28 protein-coding genes are annotated in these 25,001 nt (G+C 58.9%); 7 read left to right on the top strand and 21 right to left on the bottom strand.

The window, feature by feature from the left end:
- Window positions 1–3: 3 nt before the first annotated feature.
- Genes KGA83_RS03115 through KGA83_RS03095 form a run of 5 tightly spaced genes read right to left on the bottom strand, consistent with a single transcriptional unit; the run spans window position 4 to window position 2,502 of the window.
- On the bottom strand, window positions 4–402 hold the full coding sequence (locus KGA83_RS03115) for a hypothetical protein (RefSeq protein WP_108216436.1): 399 nt from the start codon (window positions 400–402) through the stop codon (window positions 4–6).
- Window positions 389–868 carry a PilX N-terminal domain-containing pilus assembly protein gene (locus tag KGA83_RS03110; RefSeq protein ID WP_108216435.1) on the bottom strand — a complete coding sequence of 160 codons (480 nt, stop codon included), beginning with the start codon at window positions 866–868 and terminating at the stop codon, window positions 389–391. The genes KGA83_RS03115 and KGA83_RS03110 overlap by 14 nt, the downstream gene beginning before the upstream one ends.
- Before the next feature lie 10 nt (window positions 869–878).
- The gene (locus KGA83_RS03105; RefSeq protein ID WP_108216434.1) at window positions 879–1,586 is read right to left on the bottom strand and encodes a PilW family protein; all 708 of its coding nucleotides are present in this window, start codon (window positions 1,584–1,586) and stop codon (window positions 879–881) included.
- Complete coding sequence (gene pilV, locus KGA83_RS03100; RefSeq protein ID WP_108216433.1) at window positions 1,583–2,032, bottom strand: type IV pilus modification protein PilV; 450 nt, start codon at window positions 2,030–2,032, stop codon at window positions 1,583–1,585. The genes KGA83_RS03105 and pilV overlap by 4 nt, the downstream gene beginning before the upstream one ends.
- Entirely contained in the window at window positions 2,029–2,502 is a 474-nt protein-coding gene (locus KGA83_RS03095) for a GspH/FimT family protein (protein WP_108216432.1), read from the bottom strand. Before KGA83_RS03095 ends, pilV begins: the two co-directional genes overlap by 4 nt.
- A gap of 130 nt (window positions 2,503–2,632) precedes the next feature.
- Here KGA83_RS03095 and KGA83_RS03090 point away from each other — a divergent pair, with 130 nt between their 5' ends.
- Window positions 2,633–3,172 (top strand): GspH/FimT family pseudopilin, encoded by a 540-nt coding sequence (locus tag KGA83_RS03090; protein WP_223528324.1) that lies wholly within the window; start codon window positions 2,633–2,635, stop codon window positions 3,170–3,172.
- Here KGA83_RS03090 and ispH read toward each other — a convergent pair.
- The 6 genes from ispH to murJ all read right to left on the bottom strand — a co-directional run bounded on the left by ispH (window position 3,141) and on the right by murJ (window position 10,630).
- Window positions 3,141–4,088, bottom strand: coding sequence for a 4-hydroxy-3-methylbut-2-enyl diphosphate reductase (gene ispH / locus KGA83_RS03085; RefSeq protein ID WP_108216494.1), 948 nt, complete (start codon window positions 4,086–4,088; stop codon window positions 3,141–3,143). The two genes, KGA83_RS03090 and ispH, sit on opposite strands and share 32 nt — an antisense overlap.
- A 139-nt stretch (window positions 4,089–4,227) precedes the next feature.
- Window positions 4,228–4,665 (bottom strand): FKBP-type peptidyl-prolyl cis-trans isomerase, encoded by a 438-nt coding sequence (fkpB, locus tag KGA83_RS03080; protein WP_177413227.1) that lies wholly within the window; start codon window positions 4,663–4,665, stop codon window positions 4,228–4,230.
- Between the two features lie 7 nt (window positions 4,666–4,672).
- Complete coding sequence (gene lspA / locus KGA83_RS03075) at window positions 4,673–5,185, bottom strand: signal peptidase II (RefSeq protein ID WP_108216429.1); 513 nt, start codon at window positions 5,183–5,185, stop codon at window positions 4,673–4,675.
- A complete protein-coding gene (gene ileS, locus KGA83_RS03070; protein ID WP_108216428.1) occupies window positions 5,178–8,009 on the bottom strand; it encodes an isoleucine--tRNA ligase in 2,832 nt (943 codons plus the stop codon). Before ileS ends, lspA begins: the two co-directional genes overlap by 8 nt.
- 13 nt (window positions 8,010–8,022) lie before the next feature.
- Window positions 8,023–8,961 (bottom strand): bifunctional riboflavin kinase/FAD synthetase, encoded by a 939-nt coding sequence (gene ribF, locus KGA83_RS03065; RefSeq protein ID WP_108216427.1) that lies wholly within the window; start codon window positions 8,959–8,961, stop codon window positions 8,023–8,025.
- 130 nt (window positions 8,962–9,091) lie between these two features.
- The gene (gene murJ / locus KGA83_RS03060) at window positions 9,092–10,630 is read right to left on the bottom strand and encodes a murein biosynthesis integral membrane protein MurJ (protein WP_108216426.1); all 1,539 of its coding nucleotides are present in this window, start codon (window positions 10,628–10,630) and stop codon (window positions 9,092–9,094) included.
- Window positions 10,631–10,882: 252 nt separating this feature from the next.
- Between murJ and rpsT the strand changes: the two genes are divergently transcribed.
- Window positions 10,883–11,161 carry a 30S ribosomal protein S20 gene (gene rpsT, locus KGA83_RS03055; protein WP_007970922.1) on the top strand — a complete coding sequence of 93 codons (279 nt, stop codon included), beginning with the start codon at window positions 10,883–10,885 and terminating at the stop codon, window positions 11,159–11,161.
- A 186-nt stretch (window positions 11,162–11,347) separates the two neighbouring features.
- Here the strand turns inward: rpsT and KGA83_RS03050 are convergent, their stop codons facing one another.
- The 5 genes from KGA83_RS03050 to rplU all read right to left on the bottom strand — a co-directional run bounded on the left by KGA83_RS03050 (window position 11,348) and on the right by rplU (window position 15,107).
- On the bottom strand, window positions 11,348–11,812 hold the full coding sequence (locus KGA83_RS03050) for a CreA family protein (RefSeq protein WP_008022496.1): 465 nt from the start codon (window positions 11,810–11,812) through the stop codon (window positions 11,348–11,350).
- Window positions 11,813–11,824: 12 nt separating this feature from the next.
- Window positions 11,825–12,943 carry a glutamate 5-kinase gene (proB, locus tag KGA83_RS03045; protein ID WP_108216425.1) on the bottom strand — a complete coding sequence of 373 codons (1,119 nt, stop codon included), beginning with the start codon at window positions 12,941–12,943 and terminating at the stop codon, window positions 11,825–11,827.
- A gap of 137 nt (window positions 12,944–13,080) precedes the next feature.
- Window positions 13,081–14,304, bottom strand: coding sequence for an Obg family GTPase CgtA (gene cgtA / locus KGA83_RS03040; protein ID WP_008052064.1), 1,224 nt, complete (start codon window positions 14,302–14,304; stop codon window positions 13,081–13,083).
- Window positions 14,305–14,499: 195 nt separating this feature from the next.
- On the bottom strand, window positions 14,500–14,757 hold the full coding sequence (rpmA, locus tag KGA83_RS03035) for a 50S ribosomal protein L27 (protein WP_003281574.1): 258 nt from the start codon (window positions 14,755–14,757) through the stop codon (window positions 14,500–14,502).
- A gap of 35 nt (window positions 14,758–14,792) precedes the next feature.
- A complete protein-coding gene (rplU, locus tag KGA83_RS03030; RefSeq protein ID WP_003176051.1) occupies window positions 14,793–15,107 on the bottom strand; it encodes a 50S ribosomal protein L21 in 315 nt (104 codons plus the stop codon).
- 239 nt (window positions 15,108–15,346) lie between these two features.
- Between rplU and KGA83_RS03025 the strand changes: the two genes are divergently transcribed.
- The 3 genes from KGA83_RS03025 to KGA83_RS03010 all read left to right on the top strand — a co-directional run bounded on the left by KGA83_RS03025 (window position 15,347) and on the right by KGA83_RS03010 (window position 17,307).
- Window positions 15,347–16,315: a polyprenyl synthetase family protein gene (locus tag KGA83_RS03025; RefSeq protein WP_108216424.1), complete on the top strand. Its 969-nt coding sequence runs from the start codon at window positions 15,347–15,349 to the stop codon at window positions 16,313–16,315.
- A 185-nt stretch (window positions 16,316–16,500) separates the two neighbouring features.
- Window positions 16,501–16,842, top strand: coding sequence for a zinc ribbon domain-containing protein YjdM (locus tag KGA83_RS03015; protein ID WP_108216423.1), 342 nt, complete (start codon window positions 16,501–16,503; stop codon window positions 16,840–16,842).
- A gap of 207 nt (window positions 16,843–17,049) precedes the next feature.
- The gene (locus KGA83_RS03010; protein WP_223528321.1) at window positions 17,050–17,307 is read left to right on the top strand and encodes a hypothetical protein; all 258 of its coding nucleotides are present in this window, start codon (window positions 17,050–17,052) and stop codon (window positions 17,305–17,307) included.
- A gap of 133 nt (window positions 17,308–17,440) precedes the next feature.
- Here KGA83_RS03010 and KGA83_RS03005 read toward each other — a convergent pair whose 3' ends face one another.
- From KGA83_RS03005 to KGA83_RS02995, 3 genes are all read right to left on the bottom strand, one after another.
- Entirely contained in the window at window positions 17,441–18,058 is a 618-nt protein-coding gene (locus KGA83_RS03005) for an FKBP-type peptidyl-prolyl cis-trans isomerase (RefSeq protein ID WP_108216420.1), read from the bottom strand.
- Between the two features lie 121 nt (window positions 18,059–18,179).
- Window positions 18,180–18,470, bottom strand: a complete 291-nt coding sequence (locus KGA83_RS03000) for a DUF6482 family protein (protein ID WP_108216419.1) — start codon at window positions 18,468–18,470, stop codon at window positions 18,180–18,182.
- A gap of 148 nt (window positions 18,471–18,618) precedes the next feature.
- Window positions 18,619–19,107 carry a TIGR00645 family protein gene (locus tag KGA83_RS02995; protein ID WP_108216418.1) on the bottom strand — a complete coding sequence of 163 codons (489 nt, stop codon included), beginning with the start codon at window positions 19,105–19,107 and terminating at the stop codon, window positions 18,619–18,621.
- A 170-nt stretch (window positions 19,108–19,277) separates the two neighbouring features.
- Between KGA83_RS02995 and KGA83_RS02990 the strand changes: the two genes are divergently transcribed.
- Window positions 19,278–21,107, top strand: a complete 1,830-nt coding sequence (locus KGA83_RS02990) for a hypothetical protein (RefSeq protein WP_223528318.1) — start codon at window positions 19,278–19,280, stop codon at window positions 21,105–21,107.
- A gap of 6 nt (window positions 21,108–21,113) precedes the next feature.
- Here the strand turns inward: KGA83_RS02990 and KGA83_RS02985 are convergent, their stop codons facing one another.
- Window positions 21,114–21,455, bottom strand: a complete 342-nt coding sequence (locus tag KGA83_RS02985) for a hypothetical protein (RefSeq protein WP_108216416.1) — start codon at window positions 21,453–21,455, stop codon at window positions 21,114–21,116.
- Window positions 21,456–21,778: 323 nt separating this feature from the next.
- Window positions 21,779–24,217, bottom strand: coding sequence for a Lon protease family protein (locus tag KGA83_RS02980; RefSeq protein ID WP_108216415.1), 2,439 nt, complete (start codon window positions 24,215–24,217; stop codon window positions 21,779–21,781).
- A gap of 254 nt (window positions 24,218–24,471) precedes the next feature.
- Here KGA83_RS02980 and KGA83_RS02975 point away from each other — a divergent pair, with 254 nt between their 5' ends.
- On the top strand, window positions 24,472–24,960 hold the full coding sequence (locus KGA83_RS02975) for a DUF3015 domain-containing protein (protein ID WP_007970900.1): 489 nt from the start codon (window positions 24,472–24,474) through the stop codon (window positions 24,958–24,960).
- Window positions 24,961–25,001: the final 41 nt, after the last annotated feature.

Here is a 25,001-nt window from a genome sequence, read left to right as displayed (position 1 = left end):
CACTTACTGTATTTGTCGCCACATGATGCGACGGCCGCCGCCGGATTTTTCCATCCCCGGTGTATCGTCGCCAGTGGAATCGTTCACGGCCCCGTCCTGGGTCGAATGCTCTCCAACAAAGATCACGCCATCGGATAGCGTGTCGATGTTGTCGACCACTCCATCGCCGTTGCTGTCGAGCATCTTAACGCCGATCGCCTCGGGCAGCTTCAGGCAGACGGCTTTCAACCCCTGATTGCTGTGGTAAAAACCGTACCAGTTGCCATTCGCCAGACAGGTTGGCCGGTTCAGCGCTGGCGAATCCGCTGACGTGGCAGCGTGAGCCGACATCGACAGGTCAAGCGCGACTACGACACCGATCAGTTGTGACCATAACCTGACAGGTCGCTCAGTACTTCGCATAGATGCTCTCCACCACACTGCGCGAATGCCCCGCGATGCCGACCGCCGTTACCCGATACAAGGTCGCCGGGGTATTGATGGGCACATTCACCGCATTTTTGCTGACACCGATATTTTGCACGCCATAAAAGCCCTTGCCCGATGCAACCCAGGTCACGCCTGAAGAGGCGTTGAAACCGGCAGCGGTAATAGCCGAAGACTCGGACGGTGGTGCGCATTGAACGATGCCGCTACAAACAGGTAACGCATAACTGTTTCGCCACACGGCACTCTCGCCCACCCGCAATGCGGCCTCGGCACTCTGGAACGATTGATTGCGCAAGACGACGCTACCGGCCATTTTTTCCTGCAGGGTGGCGCTCTGCATCGATGAAAGACCAATCAGCGTCAGCAAGAGCAGGAACACCAGACTGACCAACAGTGCCATCCCGCGTTGGGAGCGATAAGTCAGGGGAGAACGATTCATCGGCACTCCCTCATGGCAAGCGGTTGCGTAGAGCGGCAACCACGTTGAAGGTTTGATCGCTCACCCGGTTGTGCGGATCGAATAGGGTCAGGGTCAGGCGAACGCTACGAATCAGCGCGGGATCCGTGGGGTTGCTGCTGTAGCGCGAAGCAGCCAGATCAGTGGCCGTACTGGCCAGGCCGAAGCTCACGTCGAAAGCGCTGACGTTATCCACCAATACTTGATCTGCTGCAGCCCCGCCTTTCATCAACAGTTGGTTGTTGCTGAAGCTGTAAATCAGCCGCCGGATCGGAAATGCCAGCTGCCCTGCCACTGGCGTCCGACCTTCACTGTAGGCCGTCGAATTGTTTCGACAATCGGAAAGCACGGTCCAGTCCGGCTTGCCGCCATTGCCGCCGACATCCGCTGTAACCAGCGTCAACTTGCGGCCGCCGTTGTCCCAACGGATCGGTGCTAACTGACTGGCATGGAAATCCCTTTTCTCACTTGAATCGGTGATCGTTTCCAGGCAACCGAACATCCCGACCATGCGGACTTCCTGAATCATTTTGCTCAACACGAAACGTGCGTCCTCCTGCATGCTCGCGGCCGCATTCTGGCTGAGATAGGTGTTCTTGGCTGCGATAAAAACCTGTACCACGCCCAGCACCACAACCAGGCTCAAAGCCATGGCGATCAGCAGCTCGACCAGGCCAAACCCCTTGCTGCAGCGACTCACGGGGTCACCACCGGATCAATGGCCGTGCGACTGCTCAGGATGAAGCTGCGCCGCGAGTCGTCGGCCTTCGCAGCCCGTGAGTCGTCCCAGGTAATCGTGATGGTGTACACCTGCTGATTGACGGTGACGCTGCCCGTCGCGGTAGCACCGAGCGAACTGACAATATTGGCGTTGAAGTCAAACAGGTCCTGATCCCGGGTAACGTCCGGATTGCCCGAAGCCGGCGGCGCGATGGTGTAGTCCGCAGCAGCGTTGGCGCGAATGCGGTCCATCATGTCGTAGGCGATAAAACTGGCCTGACTGGTCATGCGCGCGCTGTCCGTGTACTTCAATGCATTGAGCTGAAACGCCGCTGCCCCCAGCAATCCCACTCCCAGAATGACTAACGCCACCAGGACTTCGATCAGCGTCATGCCCTCCTGCGTACGCTTGCTCCCTGCTTTCATCCGCAATTTCCACCCAATAGAATTCGTCCGTTCAAACACACCGTCAGCGTCCTGCTTTGTGCGCCCCGACCATAGCTGATCACCACCTCTGAGGACGGTGATGACAATCCGCCCATACTGTTGAAATCGATGGCAGTGACGCCAGAGGTTAGCGCCAGAGTTGCGCTGCTGCTCATCGCCGGAACAACCCGCAATACATTGGCCAAAGCGCCCGTACCGTCGTAAACCGCCAGTTCCCCACTCCAGACATCACCACCGGTCGTCGGGCGCACCCGTATGGTATTGCCGTGATCGATGGCTTCGAGCCGGGCAAAATTCAGGGCTCGTTGCAGGTCAGCGATTTCGGTATCGGCCCTGGTTGTTTGCGTCGAACGGGTAAACGCCGGAACAGCCAGAGTCAGCAGAATCAGAAGGATCGCGATCGCAACCAGCATCTCGATCAGCGTGAAACCTTTTGTAGGATGATCCATCGAGGCCTTCTGTTTCCTTCAGCTATACCTGCCCTTGCGCGGCACAACATTCGAGCGATGCGGTGCGTTTGCGTTGCCATTTCTCGCGCAGGGATTGCGCGAGCCACAGCACGCCACGGAGGGAATTGTCATGCGGCAACAAGGCTTCAGCCTGATCGAACTGCTCATGGGACTGGCAATTACAGGAATTGTTCTGCATTTGGTCAGTCCGACATACGGAGCACTCATCGAGTCGAACCAAAGAGAGCAAGCGGCACAGGCTCTTTTCAGCGGTATTCGCACCGCCCGGACTGAAGCCATCGTCCGCAACCAGGCCGTGGTGATTCACGGCATCAATGGCGACTGGAGCCAGGGCTGGCGGATCATTCTGGATATCAGCGGCAAGGGGGATATGGACAGTAACAACCCACTGCTGGCCGAACGCCGGAGCGGCGCACGCGTGTCGATCGTGGGGAACGGCCCGGTCGAAAGATCTATACGATTCAGGGGTCAGGGCGAACCACTGATTGGTGGAACGTTACACATTTGCGCAGTTCGCGAGCCGGTGAGCCAACATCAAGTGGTGTTGGCTCGGACCGGTCGCGTCAGCCTGCGCAGCGACAAGGCTGAGCAGCCGTCATGCCAAGAAAGGAAAAAACTCAGAGCAACGAGCGAACGCGCAGCTCTTTAGGCATCGAGAACGTGATGTTCTCCTCGCGACCGGCCAGTTCATCGGCACCGGTAGCCCCCCAGGCCTGCAACTGCTGGATCACGCCGCGCACCAGGACTTCCGGGGCAGATGCGCCAGCGGTGATGCCAATACGCTCGACGCCGTCGAACCAGCTTTTTTGCAGGTCTTCGGCACCGTCGATCAGATAGGCCGGAGTGGACATGCGTTCAGCCAATTCGCGCAAGCGATTGGAGTTGGAGCTGTTCGGGCTACCGACTACCAGCACCACATCGCACTCTTCGGCCAGTTGCTTGACCGCATCCTGACGGTTTTGCGTGGCGTAGCAAATGTCGTCCTTGCGCGGTCCACCGATGGCCGGGAAGCGCGAACGCAGCGCATCGATAACGCGGCTGGTGTCGTCCATCGACAAGGTGGTCTGAGTCACGAAGGCGAGCTTTTCAGGGTTGTTCACCTGCAACGCCGCAACGTCTTTCTCGTCTTCGACCAGATAGATCGCGCCACCACTGCCGGCATCGTACTGGCCCATGGTGCCTTCGACTTCCGGGTGACCGGCGTGGCCGATGAGAATGCATTCACGGCCGTCGCGGCTGTAACGCGCCACTTCGATGTGGACTTTGGTCACCAGCGGGCACGTGGCGTCGAACACTTTCAGCCCGCGGCCAGCCGCTTCGCTGCGCACGGCCTGGGAAACGCCGTGGGCACTGAAGATCACGATGACGTCGTCCGGCACCTGGTCCAGCTCTTCGACGAAGATCGCACCACGGGAGCGCAGGTCTTCGACGACAAACTTGTTGTGAACCACTTCGTGGCGCACATAGATCGGCGGCCCGAAGACTTCCAGGGCGCGGTTGACGATTTCGATCGCCCGGTCCACACCGGCGCAGAAGCCACGGGGGTTGGCGAGTTTGATTTGCATGCTGTGCCTCGTGTCTTGCCCTGTAGGAGCGAGCTTGCTCGCGAAGAAATCAAAGACACCGCGTTCATTCAGAATGATCGCGTAATCGTTGACGCCCATCGCGAGCAAGCTCGCTCCTACAAAAGGCCGAATTCGTCAGTTAGAGCGCTTTGACGGAAATGATTTCCACGTCAAAGGTCAACGTTTTGCCCGCCAGCGGGTGGTTGAAGTCGATGGTCACTTGCGTGTCATCGAACTCTTTCACCACGCCCGGCAATTCAGTATTGGCCGCATCGTTGAAGATCACCAGCAAGCCAGGCGACAGTTCCATGTCCTGGAACTGTGAGCGCGGGATGATCTGCACGTTTTGCGGGTTGGGCTGGCCGAAAGCGTTTTCCGGCTCAATGCTCAGCGTACGCTTGTCACCAGCCTTGAAACCGAACAGGGCCGCCTCGAAACCTGGCAACAGGTTGCCGTCACCAACCTTGAAGGTCGCCGGGGCTTTGTCGAACGTGCTGTCCACGGTGTCGCCGTTCTCCAGGCGCAATGCGAAATGCAAGGTGACTTCCGTGTTCTGGCCGATGCGTTGCTCAGCCAATACCTGTTCAGTCATGAACGGTTTCTCCGGTCTTTTTACTTTTGAACATGTCCAGTGCCAGCATGACAGCACCAACCGTGATTGCACTGTCGGCAAAGTTGAACGCCGGGAAATACCAGCGGTTCTGCCAATGCACCAGAATGAAATCGATCACATGGCCCAGGGCAATGCGGTCATATAGATTGCCCAGCGCGCCGCCAAGCACCAGTGCCAGCGCAATCGCCAGCCAGGTCTCGTTGCGCCCCAGACGCTTGAGCCACACCACCAGCACCGCACTGACCACCACAGCGATCAACGCGAACAGCCAGCGCTGCCAGCCGGAGCTGTCAGCCAGAAAGCTGAACGCCGCACCGGTGTTATAGGCCAGGGTCCAGCTGAAGTAATCGGGGATCACCACGATTTGCTGGTACATCGCAAGCTTGCCTTCGAAGTAGAACTTGCTGGTCTGGTCGATGACCAGAACCAGCAAACTCAACCAGAGCCAGCTCAGCCGTCCGAAACGGCCAACGGCATTAGGCATAGTGACGGACCTCGCCAGCACCGCTGATGTTATCCACGCAACGGCCGCAGATTTCCGGATGCTCCGGGTTCACACCGACGTCTTCACGGCAGTGCCAGCAACGGGCGCACTTGGCGTGGCTGGACTTGACGATCTTCAGCTTCAGGCCGCTGACTTCGGTGACCACAGCGTCGGCCGGTGCCTGCACCAATGGTGCAACACTGGCGGTCGACGTGATCAGTACGAAGCGCAGTTCGTTGCTCAGCCTGGCCAGGTCGGCGGTTAGCGCGTCTTCGGCGTACAGCGTCACTTCGGCCTGCAGGTTGCCACCGACAGCCTTGGCTGCACGCTGGATTTCCATTTCCTTGTTGACCGCGACCTTGACCGCCATGATCCGGTCCCAATACGCGCGGTCCAGCTCGATGCCTTCCGGCAGTTCGCTCAGGCCTTCGTACCAGGTGTTGAGCATGACGGACTCGTTGCGCTCGCCCGGCAGGTACTGCCACAGTTCGTCGGCGGTGAACGCCAGGATCGGCGCGATCCAGCGTACCAACGCTTCGGAGATATGGAACAGCGCAGTCTGGCACGAACGACGGGCCTTGCTGTCGGCGCCAGTGGTGTACTGACGGTCCTTGATGATGTCGAGGTAGAAGCCGCCCAGTTCCTGCACGCAGAAGTTGTGGATCTTCGAGTACACGTTCCAGAAGCGGTATTCGCCGTAGTGCTCTTGCAACTCGCGTTGCAGCAGCAGGGTACGGTCCACGGCCCAACGGTCCAGAGCCAGCATTTCTTCTGCAGGCAGGATGTCGGTGGCCGGGTTGAAGCCGGTCAGGTTCGAGAGCAGGAAACGCGCGGTGTTACGGATACGCCGGTAGGCATCCGCACTGCGTTGCAGGATCTGCTCGGAAACCGCCATTTCGCCCGAATAGTCGGTCGATGCAACCCACAGACGCATGATGTCGGCGCCCAGGGTGTCGTTGACTTTCTGTGGCGCGATCACGTTGCCCAGGGACTTGGACATTTTGCGGCCGGACTCGTCGACCGTGAAGCCGTGAGTCAGCAGTTCGCGATACGGTGCGTGGTTGTCGATGGCGCAACCGGTCAGCAGCGACGAGTGGAACCAGCCACGGTGCTGGTCCGAGCCTTCCAGGTACAGGTCTGCACGCGGGCCGGTTTCGTGACCCATCGGGTGCGAACCGCGCAGGACGTGCCAGTGCGTGGTGCCCGAGTCGAACCAGACGTCCAGGGTGTCGCTGATCTTGTCGTACTGCGGCGCTTCAGCGCCCAGCAGCTCGGCGGCGTCCAGTTTGAACCAGGCCTCGATGCCTTCGACTTCAACGCGTTTGGCGACCTCTTCCATCAACTCGACGGTACGCGGGTGCAGCTCGCCGCTTTCCTTGTTCAGGAAGAACGGGATCGGCACGCCCCAGTTGCGCTGGCGGGAAATGCACCAGTCCGGACGGTTGGCGATCATCGAGTGCAGGCGCGCCTGACCCCAGGCCGGAACGAACCGGGTCTCTTCAATGGCCTTGAGCGAGCGCTGGCGCAGGGTGTCGCCGGTGGTCGGCTGCTTGTCCATGCCGATGAACCACTGCGCGGTGGCGCGGTAGATCAGCGGGGTCTTGTGGCGCCAGCAGTGCATGTAGCTGTGTTCGATGATGGTGGTGTGCAGCAGCGCACCGACTTCAGTCAGCTTGTCGACGATGGCCGGGTTGGCCTTCCAGATGAACTGGCCGCCGAAGAATTCCAGCGAGGTCGCGTACACGCCGTTGCTTTGAACCGGATTGAGGATGTCATCGTTGACCATGCCGTACTTCTTGCAGGTCACGAAGTCGTCCACGCCGTAGGCCGGAGCGGAGTGCACCACACCGGTGCCGGCGCCCAGTTCAACGTAGTCGGCCAGGTAAACCGGCGACAGACGGTCGTAGAACGGGTGACGGAAGTTGATCAGCTCCAGCGCTTTACCGGTGGTGGTCGCAATGACCGATCCTTCCAGCGAGTAGCGCGCCAGGCACGACTCGACCAGCTCCTCGGCCAGTACCAGCAGCTTGTCGCCGACGTCGACCAGGGCGTAGTTGAATTCCGGGTGAACGTTCAGCGCCTGGTTGGCCGGGATGGTCCACGGGGTGGTGGTCCAGATCACGATCGAGGCAGGCTTGGCCAGGGTTGGCAGACCGAAGGCGGCAGCCAGTTGGGCTTCATCGGCAATCGGGAACGCCACGTCGATGGTCGAGGACTTCTTGTTCTCGTACTCGACTTCCGCTTCGGCCAGGGCTGAACCGCAGTCGAAGCACCAATTCACAGGCTTGAGGCCCTTGAACACGAAACCGCCCTTGACGATTTCCGCCAGGGCACGGATTTCGCCGGCCTCGTTCTTGAAGTCCATGGTCTTGTACGGGTTGGCGAAGTCGCCCAGCACACCGAGGCGAATGAACTCGGACTTCTGCCCCTCGATCTGCTCGGTGGCATAGGCCCGGCACAGTTCGCGGGTCTTGTCCGCGCCCAGGTTCTTGCCGTGGGTCACTTCGACCTTGTGCTCGATCGGCAGGCCGTGGCAGTCCCAGCCCGGGACATAAGGCGCGTCGAAGCCCGACAGGGTCTTCGAACGAATGATCATGTCCTTGAGAATCTTGTTCAGCGCATGACCGATGTGAATCGAGCCGTTGGCGTACGGAGGGCCGTCGTGCAATACGAACTTCGGACGATCCTTGCCAATCTCGCGCAACTTTCCGTACAGGCCAATGCTGTCCCAGCGCTGCAGAATCTGCGGTTCGCGCTGAGGCAGGCCGGCCTTCATTGGGAAGGCGGTGTCCGGAAGGTTTAGCGTGGCTTTATAGTCGGTCATTTAAGGCTCTTCATTAGCGATGGGCGCTAGGTGCGGCTAGTGCACGGGCGGCGGCGACATCCGCGTTGATCGCCGTTTTCAACGCCTCCAGAGAGGCGAAACGCTGCTCTTCACGCAGCTTGTGGTGGAAAACCACCGTTAAACGCCGGTCATACAGATCGCCGGCAAAATCTAAAAGATGTATTTCGAGGTGGGCCTTGCCATCACCTTGTACCGTTGGCCGCACGCCGATATTGGCGACGCCTGGCCAGGTCTTGCCGTCGATGTCGACGTTGACCAGATAAACCCCGGTAAGCGGAACGCGACGGCGCTTGAGTTGTATGTTGGCCGTGGGCGTACCCAACTGGCGCGCCAGCTTCTGGCCGTGCAGCACCCGCCCGGTAATCTGGAACGGCCGACCTAGCAGTCGCTCGGCCAAGGCAAAATCAGCTGCGGCCAGGGCGTTGCGGACCTGAGTGCTGCTGACGCGAATACCGTCCAGCTCAACGGTTTGCGCCGCCTCGACGGAAAAGCCCTGAACGATGCCGGCTTGTTGCAGGAAATCGAAATCCCCTACGCGGTCGCAGCCGAACCGGAAGTCGTCACCAACTTCAAGGTGCTGTACGCCAAGGCCGTCCACCAGGATGGTATCAACGAATTCGCTGGCGCTGAGCTTGCTCAGCCGCTGGTTGAAGGCCAGGCACAGGACGCGGTCGACACCTTCGTCGGCCAGCAGCTGCAGTTTGTCGCGCAGCCGGGCCAGACGGGCCGGGGCCGTGTCCGGGGCAAAAAATTCTCGCGGCTGCGGCTCGAAAATCACCACGCAGCTGGGCACGCCCAACTCGAGCGCACGTTCACGCAGCCGCGCCAGGATAGCCTGGTGACCACGGTGAACACCGTCAAAGTTGCCAATAGTGGCGACACAGCCCCGATGCTGGGGGCGCAGATTGTGGAGGCCTCGAACCAGCTGCATAACGCGCTTCTTGCTCATAAAGTGGTCGATTATAACCACACCCGGCGGCCGACGACAGGCAACACCGTAACCCAAAGTGATCGAGCCGACAAAACTGTCGGCCCGCCCGTGTTTATCGAAGCCAGAACCTCTATTCCAGCGTCTTGCGATTGAAGTCGCGCAAACGGAAACCCATCAACACTAACATGCCGAAATAAGCCACCACACCCGCCGCCACCAACACCCCCAGACGCAAGAAGCGCTCGAGCATATGCCCTTGATCCCAGGCTGGCATGAAGTGCATCACACTCAACAGTACCGCGGACATCACCGCCACCGCGACCAGCAGTTTGAACGCGAACTTCGCCCAGCCCGGCTGCGGTTGGTACATCTGCTGTTTGCGCAGTTGATAGAACAGCAAGCCGGCATTGAGGCAGGCGCCGGCACTGATCGCCAAGGCCAGGCCTGCGTGAGCCAGCGGCCCGATCAGCATCAAGTTGAACAACTGGGTGACCACCAGGGTAAAAATCGCAATTTTTACCGGTGTGCGGATGTTTTGTTGCGCATAAAAGCCGGGGGCCAGCACTTTGATCACGATAATCCCGAGCAAGCCGACCGAATAAGCGATCAGGGCACGCTGGGTCATCGATGCATCAAACGCATTGAACTGGCCGTACTGGAACAAGGAAACCGTCAACGGCTCCGCCAGAATCCCCAATGCCAGCGAGCAAGGCAGTACCAATACGAAGCACAGGCGCAGACCCCAGTCGAGGATGCGCGAATACTCGTGACGATCCTTGTTGGCGTAGGTCTTGGCCAGGGTCGGCAGCAGAATCGTTCCCAGCGCGACGCCCAACACGCCGGACGGCAGCTCCATCAAACGGTCGGCGTAATACATCCAGGACACTGAACCGGCGACCAGGAACGAGGCAAAAATAGTGTTGATGATCAGCGAAATCTGACTCACCGACACCCCGAGAATGGCCGGCAACATCTGCTTCATGACACGCCAGACGCCAGTGTCGCGCAGGTTCAGGCGGGGCAGCACCAGCATGCCGATCTTTTTCAGGTGCGGCAGCTGATAAAGCAACTGCGCCAGGCCGCCGACCAGTACCGCCCAGCCGAGCGCCATTACGGGCGGATCGAAGTACGGCGTCAAAAACACCGAAAAGATGATCATGCTGACGTTAAGCAGGGTCGGCACGAAGGCCGGCACCGAAAAGCGGTTCCAGGTATTGAGGATCGCGCCTGCTAACGACGACAGGGAAATCAGCAGGATGTAGGGAAAGGTCACCCGCAGCAGACTGGAGGTCAGTTCGAATTTTTCCGGCGTGCTGGTGAAGCCCGGCGCGGTCACCCAGATGACCCACGGCGCGGCAATCATGCCCAGCACGGTGACCAGCGCCAGCACCAGCGTCAACAGGCCCGAGACGTAGGCAATGAAGGTTCGGGTCGCTTCCTCGCCCTTCTGGCTTTTGTATTCGGCAAGAATCGGCACGAACGCCTGGGAAAACGCCCCTTCGGCAAAGATCCGCCGCAGCAGATTGGGCAGTTTGAAGGCGATAAAGAAGGCGTCGGTCGCCATTCCCGCGCCAAATGCGCGCGCTATGAGGGTGTCACGAACAAACCCCAGAACACGGGAAAGCATTGTGATAGAGCTGACGGCGGCCAACGATTTGAGCAGATTCATGGAAAGAGTTTGTGCCTGTCGATAAACAGCAGGCGAACTACGCGCCTACTTATGCGATACTCCGCGCCGCAACAGCACAGAGCCAAAGCTCGCGAGTTTACAGGTCGCACGCTGGAAAGAAATCTCCAAGCTTGCTTCACCTACCACTTAGCGGAACGTCTCAACCGCCCTTGACAAGAACTCAACTCATCGGCATGATTCGCGGCCTATTTTGTTTGCTATTTCCTAAAAAGTCTTTCGAGGAGCTCGACGGTGGCCAACTCACCTTCCGCCAAAAAACGTGCAAAACAGGCTGAGAAGCGTCGCAGCCACAACGCCAGCCTGCGTTCCATGGTTCGTACCTACATCAAGAATGTAGTTAAGGCCATCGACGCAAAAGACGCTGCCAAAGCTCAAGCCGCTTACGTTCTGGCTGTGCCAGTTATCGACCGTATGGCCGATAAAGGCATCATCCACAAGAACAAGGCCGCTCGTCATAAGAGCCGCCTGAATGGCCACGTCAAGGCCCTGAACGTTGCCGCTGCCGCCTAAGCGACTCGTTCATTAAAAAACCGACCTCAGGGTCGGTTTTTTATTGCCTGCGATTTGGCGAATCCAACGTAATAAAAATGTGGGAGCGAGCCCGCTCGCGAAGAGGCAATGCCAGTCAACATTGATGCTGAATGACACACCGCGTTCGCGAGCAGGCTCGCTCCCACATTGTTGAATTGCGTCAGATTATTGGGCGTGTGCCCACGGCAAAATCGGAATCGCCGTCACCGCATTCTGCGGACTGCCCTCGATCAAGCGATCGCTGTACACCAGATACACCAGCGTATTGCGCTTCTTGTCGAGGAAGCGCACCACCTGCATGGTCTTGAACACCAGGGACGTGCGCTCCTTGAACACCTCGTCACCATCCTTGAGCTCGCCCTTGAAGCTGATTGGCCCAACCTGCCGGCAAGCGATAGACGCTTCGGCACGATCCTCGGCCAACCCCAGACCACCCTTCACGCCGCCAGTCTTGGCCCGCGACAGGTAGCAGGTCACACCATCGACCTTGGGGTCATCAAAGGCCTCGACCACGATCCGGTCATTCGGCCCGACAAACTTGAACACCGTCGACACCTGACCGATCTCTTCGGCCGAAGCCAGCAGGGGCATGGCCAACAACAACCCCAACAATCCTTTTGCCACGCGCATTCAGGTATTCCTTCAGACCAGAATCAGGTTATCGCGGTGAACCAGTTCCGGCTCCGCCATGTAACCCAACAGACCGACAATCGCCTCAGACGACTGACCAATGATTTTTTGCGCTTCCAGCGCACTGTAGTTGGCCAGGCCACGGGCAATTTCACGACCGTCCGGCGCCACGCAGACGACCATCTCGCCGCGACGGAAGCTACCCTGCACCAATTTGACCCCGACCGGCAGCAAGCTCTTGTTGCCCTGGGACAACGCGATCACCGCACCCGCATCCAGCACCAGGGTGCCACGGGTTTGCAGATGACCGGCCAGCCACTGCTTGCGCGCAGCCAGCATGCCGCGCTCCGGCGACAGCAAGGTGCCGATGCGCTCGCCCGCCTTGAGGCGATCCAGCACACGCTCGATGCGCCCACCCACGATGATCGTATGCGCACCAGAACGCGCCGCGAGACGCGCAGCGCGCAGCTTGGTCTGCATGCCGCCACGCCCCAGCGCCCCGCCCGTACCGCCCGCCACCGCATCGAGCGCCGGATCATCGGCGCGCGCCTCGTAAATCAGCTGGGCATCCGGATTGTTGCGCGGATCAGCGTCGAACATACCGTCGCGATCCGTCAGGATTACCAGCAAATCCGCCTCGACCAGGTTCGCCACCAGCGCTGCCAGGGTGTCGTTGTCGCCAAAACGGATTTCATCGGTGACCACGGTGTCGTTCTCGTTGATCACCGGAATGACTTTCAGCTCGACCAGCGCACGCAAGGTACTCCGGGCATTCAGGTAACGCTTGCGATCGGACAGGTCGTCATGGGTCAGGAGAATCTGCGCGGTATGCCGGCCATGCTTGGCAAAGCTCGACTCCCAGGCCTGCACCAGCCCCATCTGACCGATTGCAGCAGCGGCCTGAAGCTCGTGCATCGCACTGGGTCGCGAGGTCCAGCCCAGACGGCTCATACCGGCCGCCACTGCCCCGGAGGACACCAGTACCAGCTCGACGCCCGCCTCATGCAAGGCCACCATCTGTTCAACCCAGACACCCATTGCCGCGCGATCCAGGCCTTTACCGTCCGCCGTCAGCAAAGCGCTGCCGATCTTCACGACCCAACGCTGCGCACCTGTCACCTTGCTCCGCATCATCTTCAACCTTAGCTTGAGGACAGCGCGACCTGGCACTGCCCGTGACGTTATTCGTGGTTATTCGTGACCAACAATCGATTTCCAGATACCAAAACGCCGCTCGATTGAGCGGCGCTTAAGTTTATCGCAACGAATCAGTCACGCACGTAAATGATTTCCGGACCGTCTTCATCATCCACATCTTCTTCGTCCCAATCATCGTCGCCGATGTCGTGGACCGACTTCACGCCACTGCGACGCAGGGCACGCTTGTCATCCAGCGCCTGCAGTTGCGCGCGAGCTTCGTCTTCGATGCGCTGATCGAGATCAGCCAGCTCTTCCTTGTAAGCCGGGTCATTGGCCAGGCGATCAGCACGATCTTCCATGTAACGCATGATGTCGTGGCACAGACGCTCGGTACCGAGCTTGGAGATGGCCGAGATCACGTAGACCGGCCCCGTCCACTCCAGGCGATCAACGATTTCCTTGACGCGAGCATCGTGCTCTTCATCAAGGATCTGGTCGCACTTGTTCAGGACCAGCCAGCGATCACGCTCCGCCAGGGACGGGCTGAACTTGATCAGCTCGTTGACGATCACTTCAGCGGCATCCGGCGCACTGGCGTCATCCAGCGGCGCCATGTCCACGAGGTGCAGCAGCAGACGCGTACGCGCCAAGTGCTTGAGGAAGCGAATGCCCAGACCAGCACCTTCGGAAGCGCCTTCGATCAAACCCGGAATATCGGCAATGACGAAGCTCTTCCAGCGATCGACGCTGACCACGCCCAGGTTCGGCACCAGCGTGGTGAACGGGTAGTCGGCAACTTTCGGCTTGGCGGCCGATACCGAACGGATAAAGGTACTTTTACCGGCATTCGGCAAACCCAGCAGACCGACGTCAGCCAGTACTTTCATTTCCAGCTTCAGGTCGCGCTGCTCACCCGGCTTGCCCGGAGTGGTCTGGCGCGGCGCACGGTTGGTACTGGATTTGAAACGGGTGTTGCCCAGACCGTGCCAGCCGCCCTGCACTACCATCAATTTCTGACCGGCCTTGGTCAGGTCGCCAATGACTTCCTGAGTCGCGGAGTCGATCACCGTGGTGCCGACCGGAACGCGCAGGATCAGGTCTTCACCCTTCTTGCCGGTGCAGTCGGTGCTGCCGCCATTGGAGCCGCGCTCGGCATCGAAGTGCCGGGTGTAACGGTAGTCCACCAGGGTATTGAGGTTTTCGTCGGCCATCATGTAGATGGAACCGCCGTCACCGCCATCACCGCCGTTCGGGCCACCGTTCTCGATAAATTTTTCCCGACGGAAACTCATGGCGCCATTGCCGCCGTCACCAGCCTTTACGCGAATCGATACTTCATCAACAAACTTCATAACAAACGCCTCTCGCCATACGGACGAGCCGAAAAACAATCAAGACATAAGACTCTTGCAAAAATGAGCGCAGCGACCCTAAACCACGACACCTACATCGTACGCCAACAGCCCATACAAACAGCTTTGCAAGAGACTCACCCCACAAACGAAAAAGCCCCGTCGCAAGACAGGGCTTTTCCAGCGATCGCGCAATTAAGCCGCGACTACGCTCACGTAACGACGACCGAAGGCGCCTTTTACTTCGAACTTGATCACGCCTTCGACTTTAGCGAAGAGGGTGTGATCTTTACCCATGCCAACGCCGTAGCCAGCGTGGAATTGGGTGCCGCGCTGACGCACGATGATGTTGCCTGCTTTGATAGCCTGGCCGCCATACATCTTCACGCCAAGGCGTTTGGCTTCTGAGTCGCGACCGTTACGGGTACTACCACCAGCTTTTTTGTGTGCCATGAGTTCAATTCTCCTAGTGAGGAATTAGGCTGAAATTAAGCCTGAATACCGGTGATTTTGATCTCGGTGTACCACTGGCGGTGGCCCATACGCTTCATGTGGTGCTTACGACGACGGAACTTGATGATGCGGACTTTATCGTGACGACCTTGGGAGATCACTTCAGCCACAACGGTAGCGCCAGCAACAACTGGAGCGCCGATATTCACGTCGTCACCATTGGCAACCAACAGAACGCGATCAAAGGTAACGGATTCGCCGGTAGCGATTTCCAGTTTTTCGATCTTCAGGTATTCACCTGGGGCGACTTTGTACTGCTTGCCGCCAGTAACGATTACTGCATAAGACATGGTATTTCTCCGATAATCCTGCTCACCCAGCTCTTTATAAGAAGAGGTATTGGCTGGCATGGCTGCATGGGGCTGGAGGCCCGCTTGCAATTGCGTAAGGCAGGTGCTGCCCAGGAAGTTCAGGGTGCGCGATTGTACGCAAGCCACGAGTCCCTTGCAAGGGGCCGTCCATCGCGCCTTGACAGGCCCGGACGTGGGTCCTAGCATGCCGCGCAACCCTTCTGGAGCGACTGTCGCTGATGCAACCCCAAGCTTTCTACCGCGCGGTGGCGGACGATTTTAGCGCCGTCGACGGCATCATCAAGAAGCAGCTGACTTCGCGCGTGCCGCTTGTATCGAAAATCGGCGATTACATCACCTCGGCTGGCGGCAAACGCCTGCGTCCTTTATTGGTGCTGCTGTGTGGCAAGGCCCTGGGTCGCGAAGGCGATGACCTGCGCCTGCTGGCCGCGACCATCGAGTTTCTGCACACCGCCACCCTGCTGCATGACGATGTTGTCGACATGTCCGGCATGCGCCGTGGCCGCTCGACCGCCAACGCCATGTGGGGCAACGCGCCAAGCGTGCTGGTCGGTGACTTCCTGTATTCGCGCTCGTTCGAAATGATGGTCGAGCTGGGCTCGATGCCGGTGATGAAGATCCTTTCGCAGGCCACGCGCATCATCGCTGAAGGCGAAGTGTTGCAGCTTTCGAAGGTTCGTGACGCCAGCACCACCGAAGAAACCTACATGGAAGTCATCCGCGGCAAGACCGCGATGCTCTTCGAAGCCTCGACCCACAGTGCTGCCGCCCTGTGCGAAGCCACGCCGGAACAGGCCGAAGCCCTGCGTACATTCGGGGATCACCTGGGGGTGGCCTTCCAGCTGGTCGACGACCTGCTGGACTACAAAGGCGACGCCGAAACCCTGGGCAAGAACGTCGGTGACGATCTGGCCGAAGGCAAGCCGACCCTGCCGCTGATCTACACCATGCGTGAAGGCACACCAGAGCAGGCCGCCCTGGTGCGCAAGGCGATCCAGAAAGGCGGAATCGAAGATCTGGAAAGCATCCGCGAAGCCGTGGAAGCCTCGGGCTCGCTGGAGTACACCGCGCAACTGGCCCGCGATTATGTGGCCCGCGCGATCAAGTGCCTCGAAACGCTGCCTGCCAGCGAGTACCGCGATGCACTGGTTGAACTGAGTGAGTTCGCGGTCGCCCGCACGCACTGAGGAACAACTGTAGGAGCGAGCTTGCTCGCGAAGAACTCAATGACCCCGTGTCCATTCAGGAAGCACGCGTTATCGTTGACGACCTTCGCGAGCAAGCTCACTCCTACAGGAGTTGCAGCACCCCCTCCCGCTTAAAACCCTATATAATGTGCGCTTTTTAGCGATCCTGAATCCAAGGAGCCTTAGTGAGCACGCTGCCACCCTGCCCAAAATGCAATTCCGAATACACCTATGAAGACGGCGCACAGCTGATCTGCCCCGAGTGCGCCCACGAATGGTCCGCCAGCGGTGAAACCGAAGCGGCGTCCGATGACGCCGTGAAAAAGGACTCGGTCGGCAATGTCCTGCAGGACGGTGACACCATCACCGTGATCAAGGACCTCAAGGTCAAGGGTACGTCTTTGGTGGTCAAGGTCGGCACCAAGGTCAAGAACATCCGCCTGTGCGACGGCGATCACGACATCGATTGCAAGATCGACGGCATCGGCCCGATGAAACTCAAGTCCGAGTTCGTCAGGAAAGTCTGAACCTGCTGTCTTCCATCCCGCGCCCGGCCGCGGGATGGCGCCTCACCCTCCCCCCGCTTCACCCAGTCAATCCTCGCAATAGCCAGACGCCAGTCGTTTTTGACCTGACGCAATCTTTACCTGGAAAAAAGCGCAAACCGCCAATAGGCTCTTGCTATTTGGTGAATAAGAATTATTCTCATAAAACCTTCAATGGAGATGAGAACCATGACTTATCTGATCGATGCCTGGCTGGACCGACCACACCCTTACCTCAGGATCCTGCATCGGGAAACCGGGGAAGTCTGTGCGGTGCTTGAAGAAGAAGCCTTGAACGAACTGCAAGACCAGGGTGATCTTGACCTCAATGGCCTGAGCTCCAGCGAGCCGGTGGTGCTCAAGGAACTGGTGCGTAACCTGTTTCTGTTCTGCTATGCCCGGGCGTTGCGCCCGACGACGGATCTCAATGGCAAGTTTCATCCATGAGAGACACTGCAAAACACTGTAGGAGCGAGCTTGCTCGCGAAGAACTGGAAGACACCGCGTTCATTCAGGATGGCAGCGTTATCGTTAACGCCCATCGCGAGCAGGCTCGCTCCTACAAGGTAATCAGCGGGTATTACAGAACGTCGAGCAGTTCGACGTCGAATACCAGTACGCTGTGCGGCGGGATGCTGCCAACGCCTTGAGCGCCGTATGCCAGTTCGCTCGGCACGTACAGGCGCCATTTGCTGCCAGCGTTCATCAGTTGCAGGGCTTCGGTCCAGCCGGCGATCACGCCGCCAACCGGGAATTCTGCAGGCTCTCCACGATCGTAGGAACTGTCGAACACGGTGCCGTTGATCAAAGTGCCGTGGTAGTGAGTACGCACGGTGTCTTCACGGGATGGCTTGGCGCCTTCACCGGCAGTCAACACTTCGAACTGCAAGCCGGAAGCCAGAGTGGTGATGCCTTCACGCTTGGCGTTTTCAGCCAGGAAGGCCAGGCCTTCGCCAGCAGCCGCTTCAGCCTTGGCAGCAGCTTCGGCCTGCATGATTTCGCGGATGACTTTGAAGCTGGCGGACATTTCTTCCTGACCCACACGGCTTGGCTTGCCGGCGAATGCGTCGGTCAGGCCAGCCAGGATCGCGTCCAGGCTGACGCCCGGTGGCGGGTTGTCGCGCAGTTGGTCGCCCAACTGACGGCCAATACCGTAGCTGACGCGGGTTTCGTCGGTGGACAGATTTACTTCGGACATGACACTGCTCCGCTGTGCGGACGGCTCGGGAACTTGCCATGCGTGCACAGCGCGTCCCGGAGCGCCCGGAACCAAAAGGGCCAGCAGACTAGCACAGATGTCATGCCATTGATGAGGGGCGTCAGGCGATCGGCACCTTCAGGTTTTCTTCCACGTCGGCAACCAGCCCGCACATTTCGTCATGCACGACCGTGTGCACAAGGTTGAAGTGCAACTTGGGAAAGGAGCGCAGCACATCACGGGCATGCTCCACCGAACGCAGGCTCATCATATGGCCGTGCGTATCGCTCAGGGGGTACGCCGCGCCATGCATCCGTGCTTCCAGCAGGTAAATGCCCCCCTCCATGGAGATCAGGTTCAGCTCATCGACCTTTCCGGCGATGGCATACGCATTCAACTCATTCAGGGTCATGAACGCACCTCACGCAGTGGCGAGCCAACATACTTACAGGGATAGGCCTCGGCGCATCAAAGCACAAGCCACTGGCCAGACCGTTTGTCTGTTATCGCAGGAAGTTGTGGCGAGCAAGCTCGCTCGCCACAAAGGGAGCCGGTGTGGATCAGTGCTTGGTGAGTTTATCCAGGTAACCCATGGCGAATGCCGAAACCACGAAGGTCATGTGGATGATCACGTACCATTGCAGATGTTCAGGATCGACGTTCTTGGCGTCCATGAAGATGCGCAGCAGGTGAATCGACGAAATGGCCACGATCGACGCCGCCACCTTCATTTTCAACGACGAAGAGTCCATGGTGCCCAGCCAGTTGAGCTTTTCCTTGGAGTCGTCGATGTCCAGCTGCGAGACGAAGTTCTCGTAGCCGGAAATCATCACCATCACCAGCAAACCGCCCACCAGCGCCATGTCAATCAGCGACAACAGCACCAGGATCAAGTCCGATTCGGCCATCGAAAACACGTTCGGGATGACGTGGGAGACTTCCTGGAAGAATTTCAGCGCCAGCGCCAGCAACCCGAGGGACAGGCCGAAATAGATCGGCGCCAGCAGCCAGCGCGAGGCGTACATTGTATTTTCGATAAAGCGTTCCATTAAATCTCACATGTGGGCTGAAAATGGCGGCGAGTATACCAGCCGCCCGTCTATACCCAGAAGTAGCCAGAAACCGTCGAAAAATCCGCCACCTGCGCCTGTGTATCAAAGTTTTTCTGCTAGTGTCCAAATCATTGACCGCTCAGCGATATCGGACAGGAAGACTGGAAATGGATGTGCGATTGCCTTTGACGAGTGCCGGATTTTGCATGGCGCTGCTTCTAAGCGGCTGCTCGCCCAGCGATGAAAAACGCCAGGTCAGCCTCGAAGAAAAAACCGCGCAATTCGAAAAGTCGCTGGACGCCATCCAGGATCCAAAGCTCAAGGATGCCGTGTCGGAGCTGGGCGGCTCACTGCTGCTGCTCGAGCGCGCGCAACTCAAGCTCGACAGTAAACCGGTGGAAACCGAATACGGCGAAGACGCCCTCGCCATGCTCAAGCACTACCCGACCCCTCAGGCCCTGGTCGACACCTACATCAACGGGTTGTTCGTGCTGCAAAAGGACTCCAGTTCCGACTACCTGACCGATCTGCAACCGGTGTTCCCCTTCACTTTCAGCGTTCCTGCCGCGTTTCTGTTTCCCCATGGCCTGGAATGGCAGTCGGTCACACTAAGTAATAAACGAGTGATCCCATTCCAGCCGGAATGGTCAGAAACCGACCCCGGCATTCAACTCAGCCCATCGAGTTCCAACCTGACCAACCCCGATGACCTGACTGTGGCCTACCCCTTCATCGAAGGCCTCGACGTCGACAGAAAGCAGCAACCGCAACCGGTGAGCCTGCTGGGCAAAGTAGAGGTCATCGCGCCACGCCGTCTCTACAGCTTCGACCTGACGAAAAAGGACGTAGGCCAGACCCGCACCAATGACAACCTGAGCGTCACCCTGCTCACATTGACGAACAATTACGCGGAAATCGAATACAACAACAGCGCGCCGCTAGCCCCCGAAGTCAGAGAAACACCGCTGAACCCGCTGATCGTCCAGGCCACGGACAGCACCGGGCAATTCATCTCGCGCGCCGGCTCAATCAACGAAACCGCGGTACAGATTGCGTTCTATCAGCAGCAGCTGGCCAAGATGCAGCAGCAAAAAAGCTGGAGCGAGGCCCTGGAAAAACAGCTCGACGAAGAACAGCGCAACTTTGAGAAACAGCAGGCTCGACATTATTCGAAGGTGTACTTCAACGGGACGATCGAAACCCTCGAAGTCAGCATGCTGGATTTTTCCGCCGTCACAGTCACCCGCAAGAGCCTCGACCTGCCGGTCCGGCACTTCGATGCCCAGACCACGGACAAGACCATCCAGCCCTTGAACCTGCCCGTGGTGGTCTATGACGACCAGGCGCCCGGTTGGCTCAAAGGGGCAACGCTGAGCAAGGATCAACTGAAAAAGAACGTCAGCATCAGTCAGTCGGTCGACGACCCGAGTGCTGCGCGAATCGAATTCACGCATCTGCGCAGCTTCAACGATGAACTGCTCGGCACATCGTTCAACCCCGGTGAAAGTCCGGTGAGTTTCTTTACCGAAGACGCGAGTGGCAAACGCGACGAGCCGATCGAGTTGCCGCCCGAGGCCTACCAGATCGATCCCCTGCGCGGCACCATTACCTACGATCTGAATCTGTTTGCGCAAACGCCGGCCTATGCGGTGGGCTCGATGCCGCTGTTCCTGGCCACCGTCGAGCAAAGAACCGTCGATGCCCGCCAACTACCCAAAGGCCTAGAGCTTAAAGCCAATGCTCTGGTGGTTGACTTGAAGAAGTTTCCCGCCCAGGACTGGAGTTTTTTCGCCAAGGACGACACCGGCAATTACTTGAAGGAGATTCTATCGGTCAGCCATGGTTCGGGCGCACAAGGGCCGGCACAGTTTGCCGTGCATTACTTCTACGGACAGCCTACGCGCCTGGAAACCTATCAGCGCACTGACCTCGCCACCGTGCAGTATGGTTTCGAGGTTAAACTCGACAAGGCCGACATGACGCGCCTTGATCAATAGTGCGAATCAGTGCTCGGGGTGAAACTCGAAGCCGCCCATGTTTCGGCAGCGACCACCGTTGATTTCCCGCAGTTGGGCTTGCAGGTGCAGGCACCAGATTTGCGGATCGTCGGCCAACTCGTAGCCGTGCAAGGTCAGGCTTTCAACGATGGTGTCGAGGATTGATTCAGCGACGAACGGACCGTGAAACGGGCCTTGGGCCTTGATGGCAGAAGGTTGTTCACCGGCCATTCCGGCGGCGAACAGCAGAGTCCACATGCCCGTATCTCCCGCCAACGGACGGATGGCACATTCGATACGGGTCTCAAGGCCCAGGCATTGACGGGTGAGGCAGAGGTTGCGCGACATGGCGGCGACCCTCGGTAGATCCGGTATTCAGCCCCCATGTGAAGGCTGTTTCGATCCTGTGATTACTGTCGACATCCCTGAGCTGAGAATAGAAGAAAAGTCTGGCTTGCAGGCCGAGGCAAGACCGAAAGGCGCCGAATGGTCACAGCACGAATATTGACGTCATTCTGACGACGCTTTTTTACCATTCACCCCAAACAAAATGTGGGAGAGAGCCTGCTCGCGATAGCGGACCTTCAGCCAACACATGAGTTGAATGTCAGTCCCTCATCGCGAGCAGGCTCGCTCCCACAGTACCGAGGCGAGCCAGACTCAAACAGATATCAAGCCGGTTTGGTTTGCGCCAAAGCCTCTAGCGCCAACTCCTTCTCGGTCTCTTTCAGATCATCGTCACTGATCATTTCCGCGATAACCCGCAGACGCTCCACGACCCGCGCGTTCACGCTGCCTTCAGGGAATTCGCCATTCTCGTCCGGCTCGCCGGCTGGCTCGCCAACCAGCAAACTCAAGGCTTCGTCGGCCTGACGGACCGCGTAGACATGGAATTGCCCCGCACGTACCGCCGCCAGCACCTTCTCGTCGAGCATCAGCGTGGCGACGTTGGCGTGAGGAATGATTGCCCCCTGCTCGCCGGTCAACCCGCGGGCCTCGCACAGACGGAAGAAGCCCTCGATCTTCTCGTTGACTCCACCGACCGCCTGCACTTCGCCGAACTGGTTGATGGAACCTGTGATGGCAAAGCACTGCTTGAGCGGGGTTTTCGACAAAGCCGAGATCAGGGTGCAGGCCTCGCCCAGGGAAGCACTGTCGCCATCGACATAACCGTAGGATTGCTCCAGGGCGATACTCGCGGAAATCGCCAGCGGAAACTCCTGGGCGTAACGACTGCCCAGATAACCGGTAAGGATCATCACGCCTTTGGAGTGGATCGGCTGGCCGAGGTTGACCTCGCGCTCGATGTCGACAATGCCGCTGCCGCCCGGGTACACCGTAGCGGAAATCCGCGCCGGAATACCAAAGGCCGAATCGCCGACTTCCAGCACGGTCAGGCCGTTGCACTTGCCGACCGCCGCGCCCGCAGTGTCGATCAGGATGATCCCGGCCAGCATGTCGTCGAGAATCCGCGCCGAAACCCGCCCGGTCCGCGTGGCCTTGGCTTTGAGTGCCCGTTCAATGTGCCCGGCGTCGGTCATTTCATCGCCGGCCAGATGGCGGATGAAATCCGCCTCGCTGACCAGTTGGAACAAGTCACCGATACGCGCCGACAAGCGCCCCTGGTGCTCGGCCAGACGCGCACTGTAAGTCGCCAGGCGCGCCACCGCATCGGCGGTCAGCGGCGCCATGCCTTCTTCTGAAGTACGGGTTTTGAGCAACTGGGCGAACTGCTCCAGGCTCTCGTCGACCATCGGGATGTCTTCGTCGAAATCCACCAGGACGCGGAACATTTCCTGGAAGTCCGGATCGAGGTCTTGCAGCGTGTAATACAGCTGACGGGCACCGATGATGACGACCTTGACCTGCAACGGAATGTGTTGCGGTGTCAGGGTCACGGTGGCCAGACGGCCCAGCTCACCCAGCGGCGATTCCATTTTCAGCTTGCGCGATTGCAGGGCGCGTTTGAGCGCATCCCACACGAACGGTTCGCTGAGCATCTTGTCCGCTTCAAGGATCAGGAAACCGCCATTGGCCCGGTGCAAGGCACCCGGCCGCAGTTGGCGGTAGGTGGTGTACAGCGCGCCCTGATCGGTGCTGTATTCAATGCGACCGAAGAGGTTTTCGTAGGTCGGGTGCGGCTCGAACACCACCGGCGCACCGCCGCTGGCCGCATGACCGACCACCAGGCTCGGCGCGTATTGCTCTTCCAGCAACTTGCGGGCGACGGCATCGATTTTGCTGTCGTCTACCAGCTGTTCGACCACAGTCTTGAGCAAATACACCTGCATCGCTTGCAGATAACCGCACACCGCGGCGTTCTCGGCGTACTTCTCCGACAACGGCGACAACAACGGCTGCAAGGCCAGGGTGATGGTTTCTTCGTTGAGGTGACGCAGTTGATTACTCGACTCGCGCTTCCATTGCGGCAGGCTGGCGAGCTCTTCGTTCAGGCGCTCCTCCAGTACCGAAATATCCTCGTGGAAGCGCTCGCGTTCGGCTTCCGGCAACTGGGCGAATTCAGCTTCGTCCAACGCCTTGCCGTCGCCCATCGGGGTAAATGCAATATTGCTGGCGTCGCGGTACAGCGCGACGTCCTTTTCCAGCGCCAGACGCTCGATGATGTCCAGGGCCTTGTCATAGCGCTGGTTGAAGGCGCGGTCGATGCTGCTTTTTTTCTGCTGGTAGGACGGATGCTCGAAGACTGCCGGAAACGTCGCCAGCAGGTTGTCGATCAAGCCGTTGATGTCACCGATGAAGGCACCGGCGCTGCCCGATGGCAGCTCCAGTGCACGCGGCTCGCGCGGCTCATCGAAATTGTTGACGTAGACCCAGTCCGCCGGAGTCTGCAGGCGCTTGCCTTCGGCCTTGAGATAGCGTTTGACGAACGAGAACCGGCCAGTGCCGGGTTCGCCCATGACGAATACGTTGTAACCGGGGCGTGGCATGGCCACACCGAACTGCAAGGCTTCGACCGCACGTTCCTGGCCAAGCACACCGCGAAAGGGCTCCAGATCATTGGTGGTAGAGAAGCTGAACTGTTCAGCGGAAAACGGACGGGTCAGCGCTTCGGGCGCTAGACGCAAGCTGGCAGCAACAGGATCAGGCATCGGGCTTCCTTAACAATCAGGCGGGGCAGATGACAGCATTCTGGCGCCGCCCATGCCCGACTGGCAAGAAGCGCCGCAGGCCTGTGCATCGTCAATCCGCCAACCCCAGGCGGGCCGGGCTTGCGCCGCCGGTTCTCATGAATGTTTTGCAAAAAAAAACGGAACCCCGTGATCGTGCCTAAACTCCAGACTGCGCGGCTGGACTAATGACCGGCCCACTTGTCCATCGGTACGCACATAAAGAGAACAAAGCTATGAAACGGATTCTTCTCGGTACTCTCTTCACTGCTGTATCCATCAACGCCATGGCTCAGGCGCCAGGCGGCCCGGATTGCGGCTGGGGCAACATGCTGTTCGAAGGCCAGCGTGGTACTCCGGCTCACTTCCTGGCATCCACCACCAACGGCACCTCCGGCAACGCAACCTTCGGCATGACCTCCGGTACCAACGGTTGCGCAACCAACGCGTCGCTGACCTATGGCGGCAAATCCTGGTTTGCCATGAATGGCATGATGAACGAGCTGTCCGAAGACATGGCCAAAGGCCAGGGCGAAGCGCTGACCACCTATGCCGTGGTACTGGGCGTAGCGCCGGAAGACCGTGCGCACTTCGCCGCCGTCACTCACGAGCACTTCCAGCAGATCTTCAGCAAGGCTGACGTGACTGCCGAAGACGTGCATACCAATACCCTGGCCGTGCTCAAAGCCGACCCTCGTCTGGCCAAGTACGCGACTCAAGCTTAAGCTCGACCCGCCCCGCTTCTTTCGGGAAGCGGGTTTTGTTT

Source organism: Pseudomonas sp. GL-R-19, from assembly GCF_019956375.1.
In the GTDB taxonomy this organism is placed as follows: Bacteria; Pseudomonadota; Gammaproteobacteria; order Pseudomonadales; family Pseudomonadaceae; genus Aquipseudomonas.
This window is presented reverse-complemented; position numbering and strand designations above follow the sequence as displayed.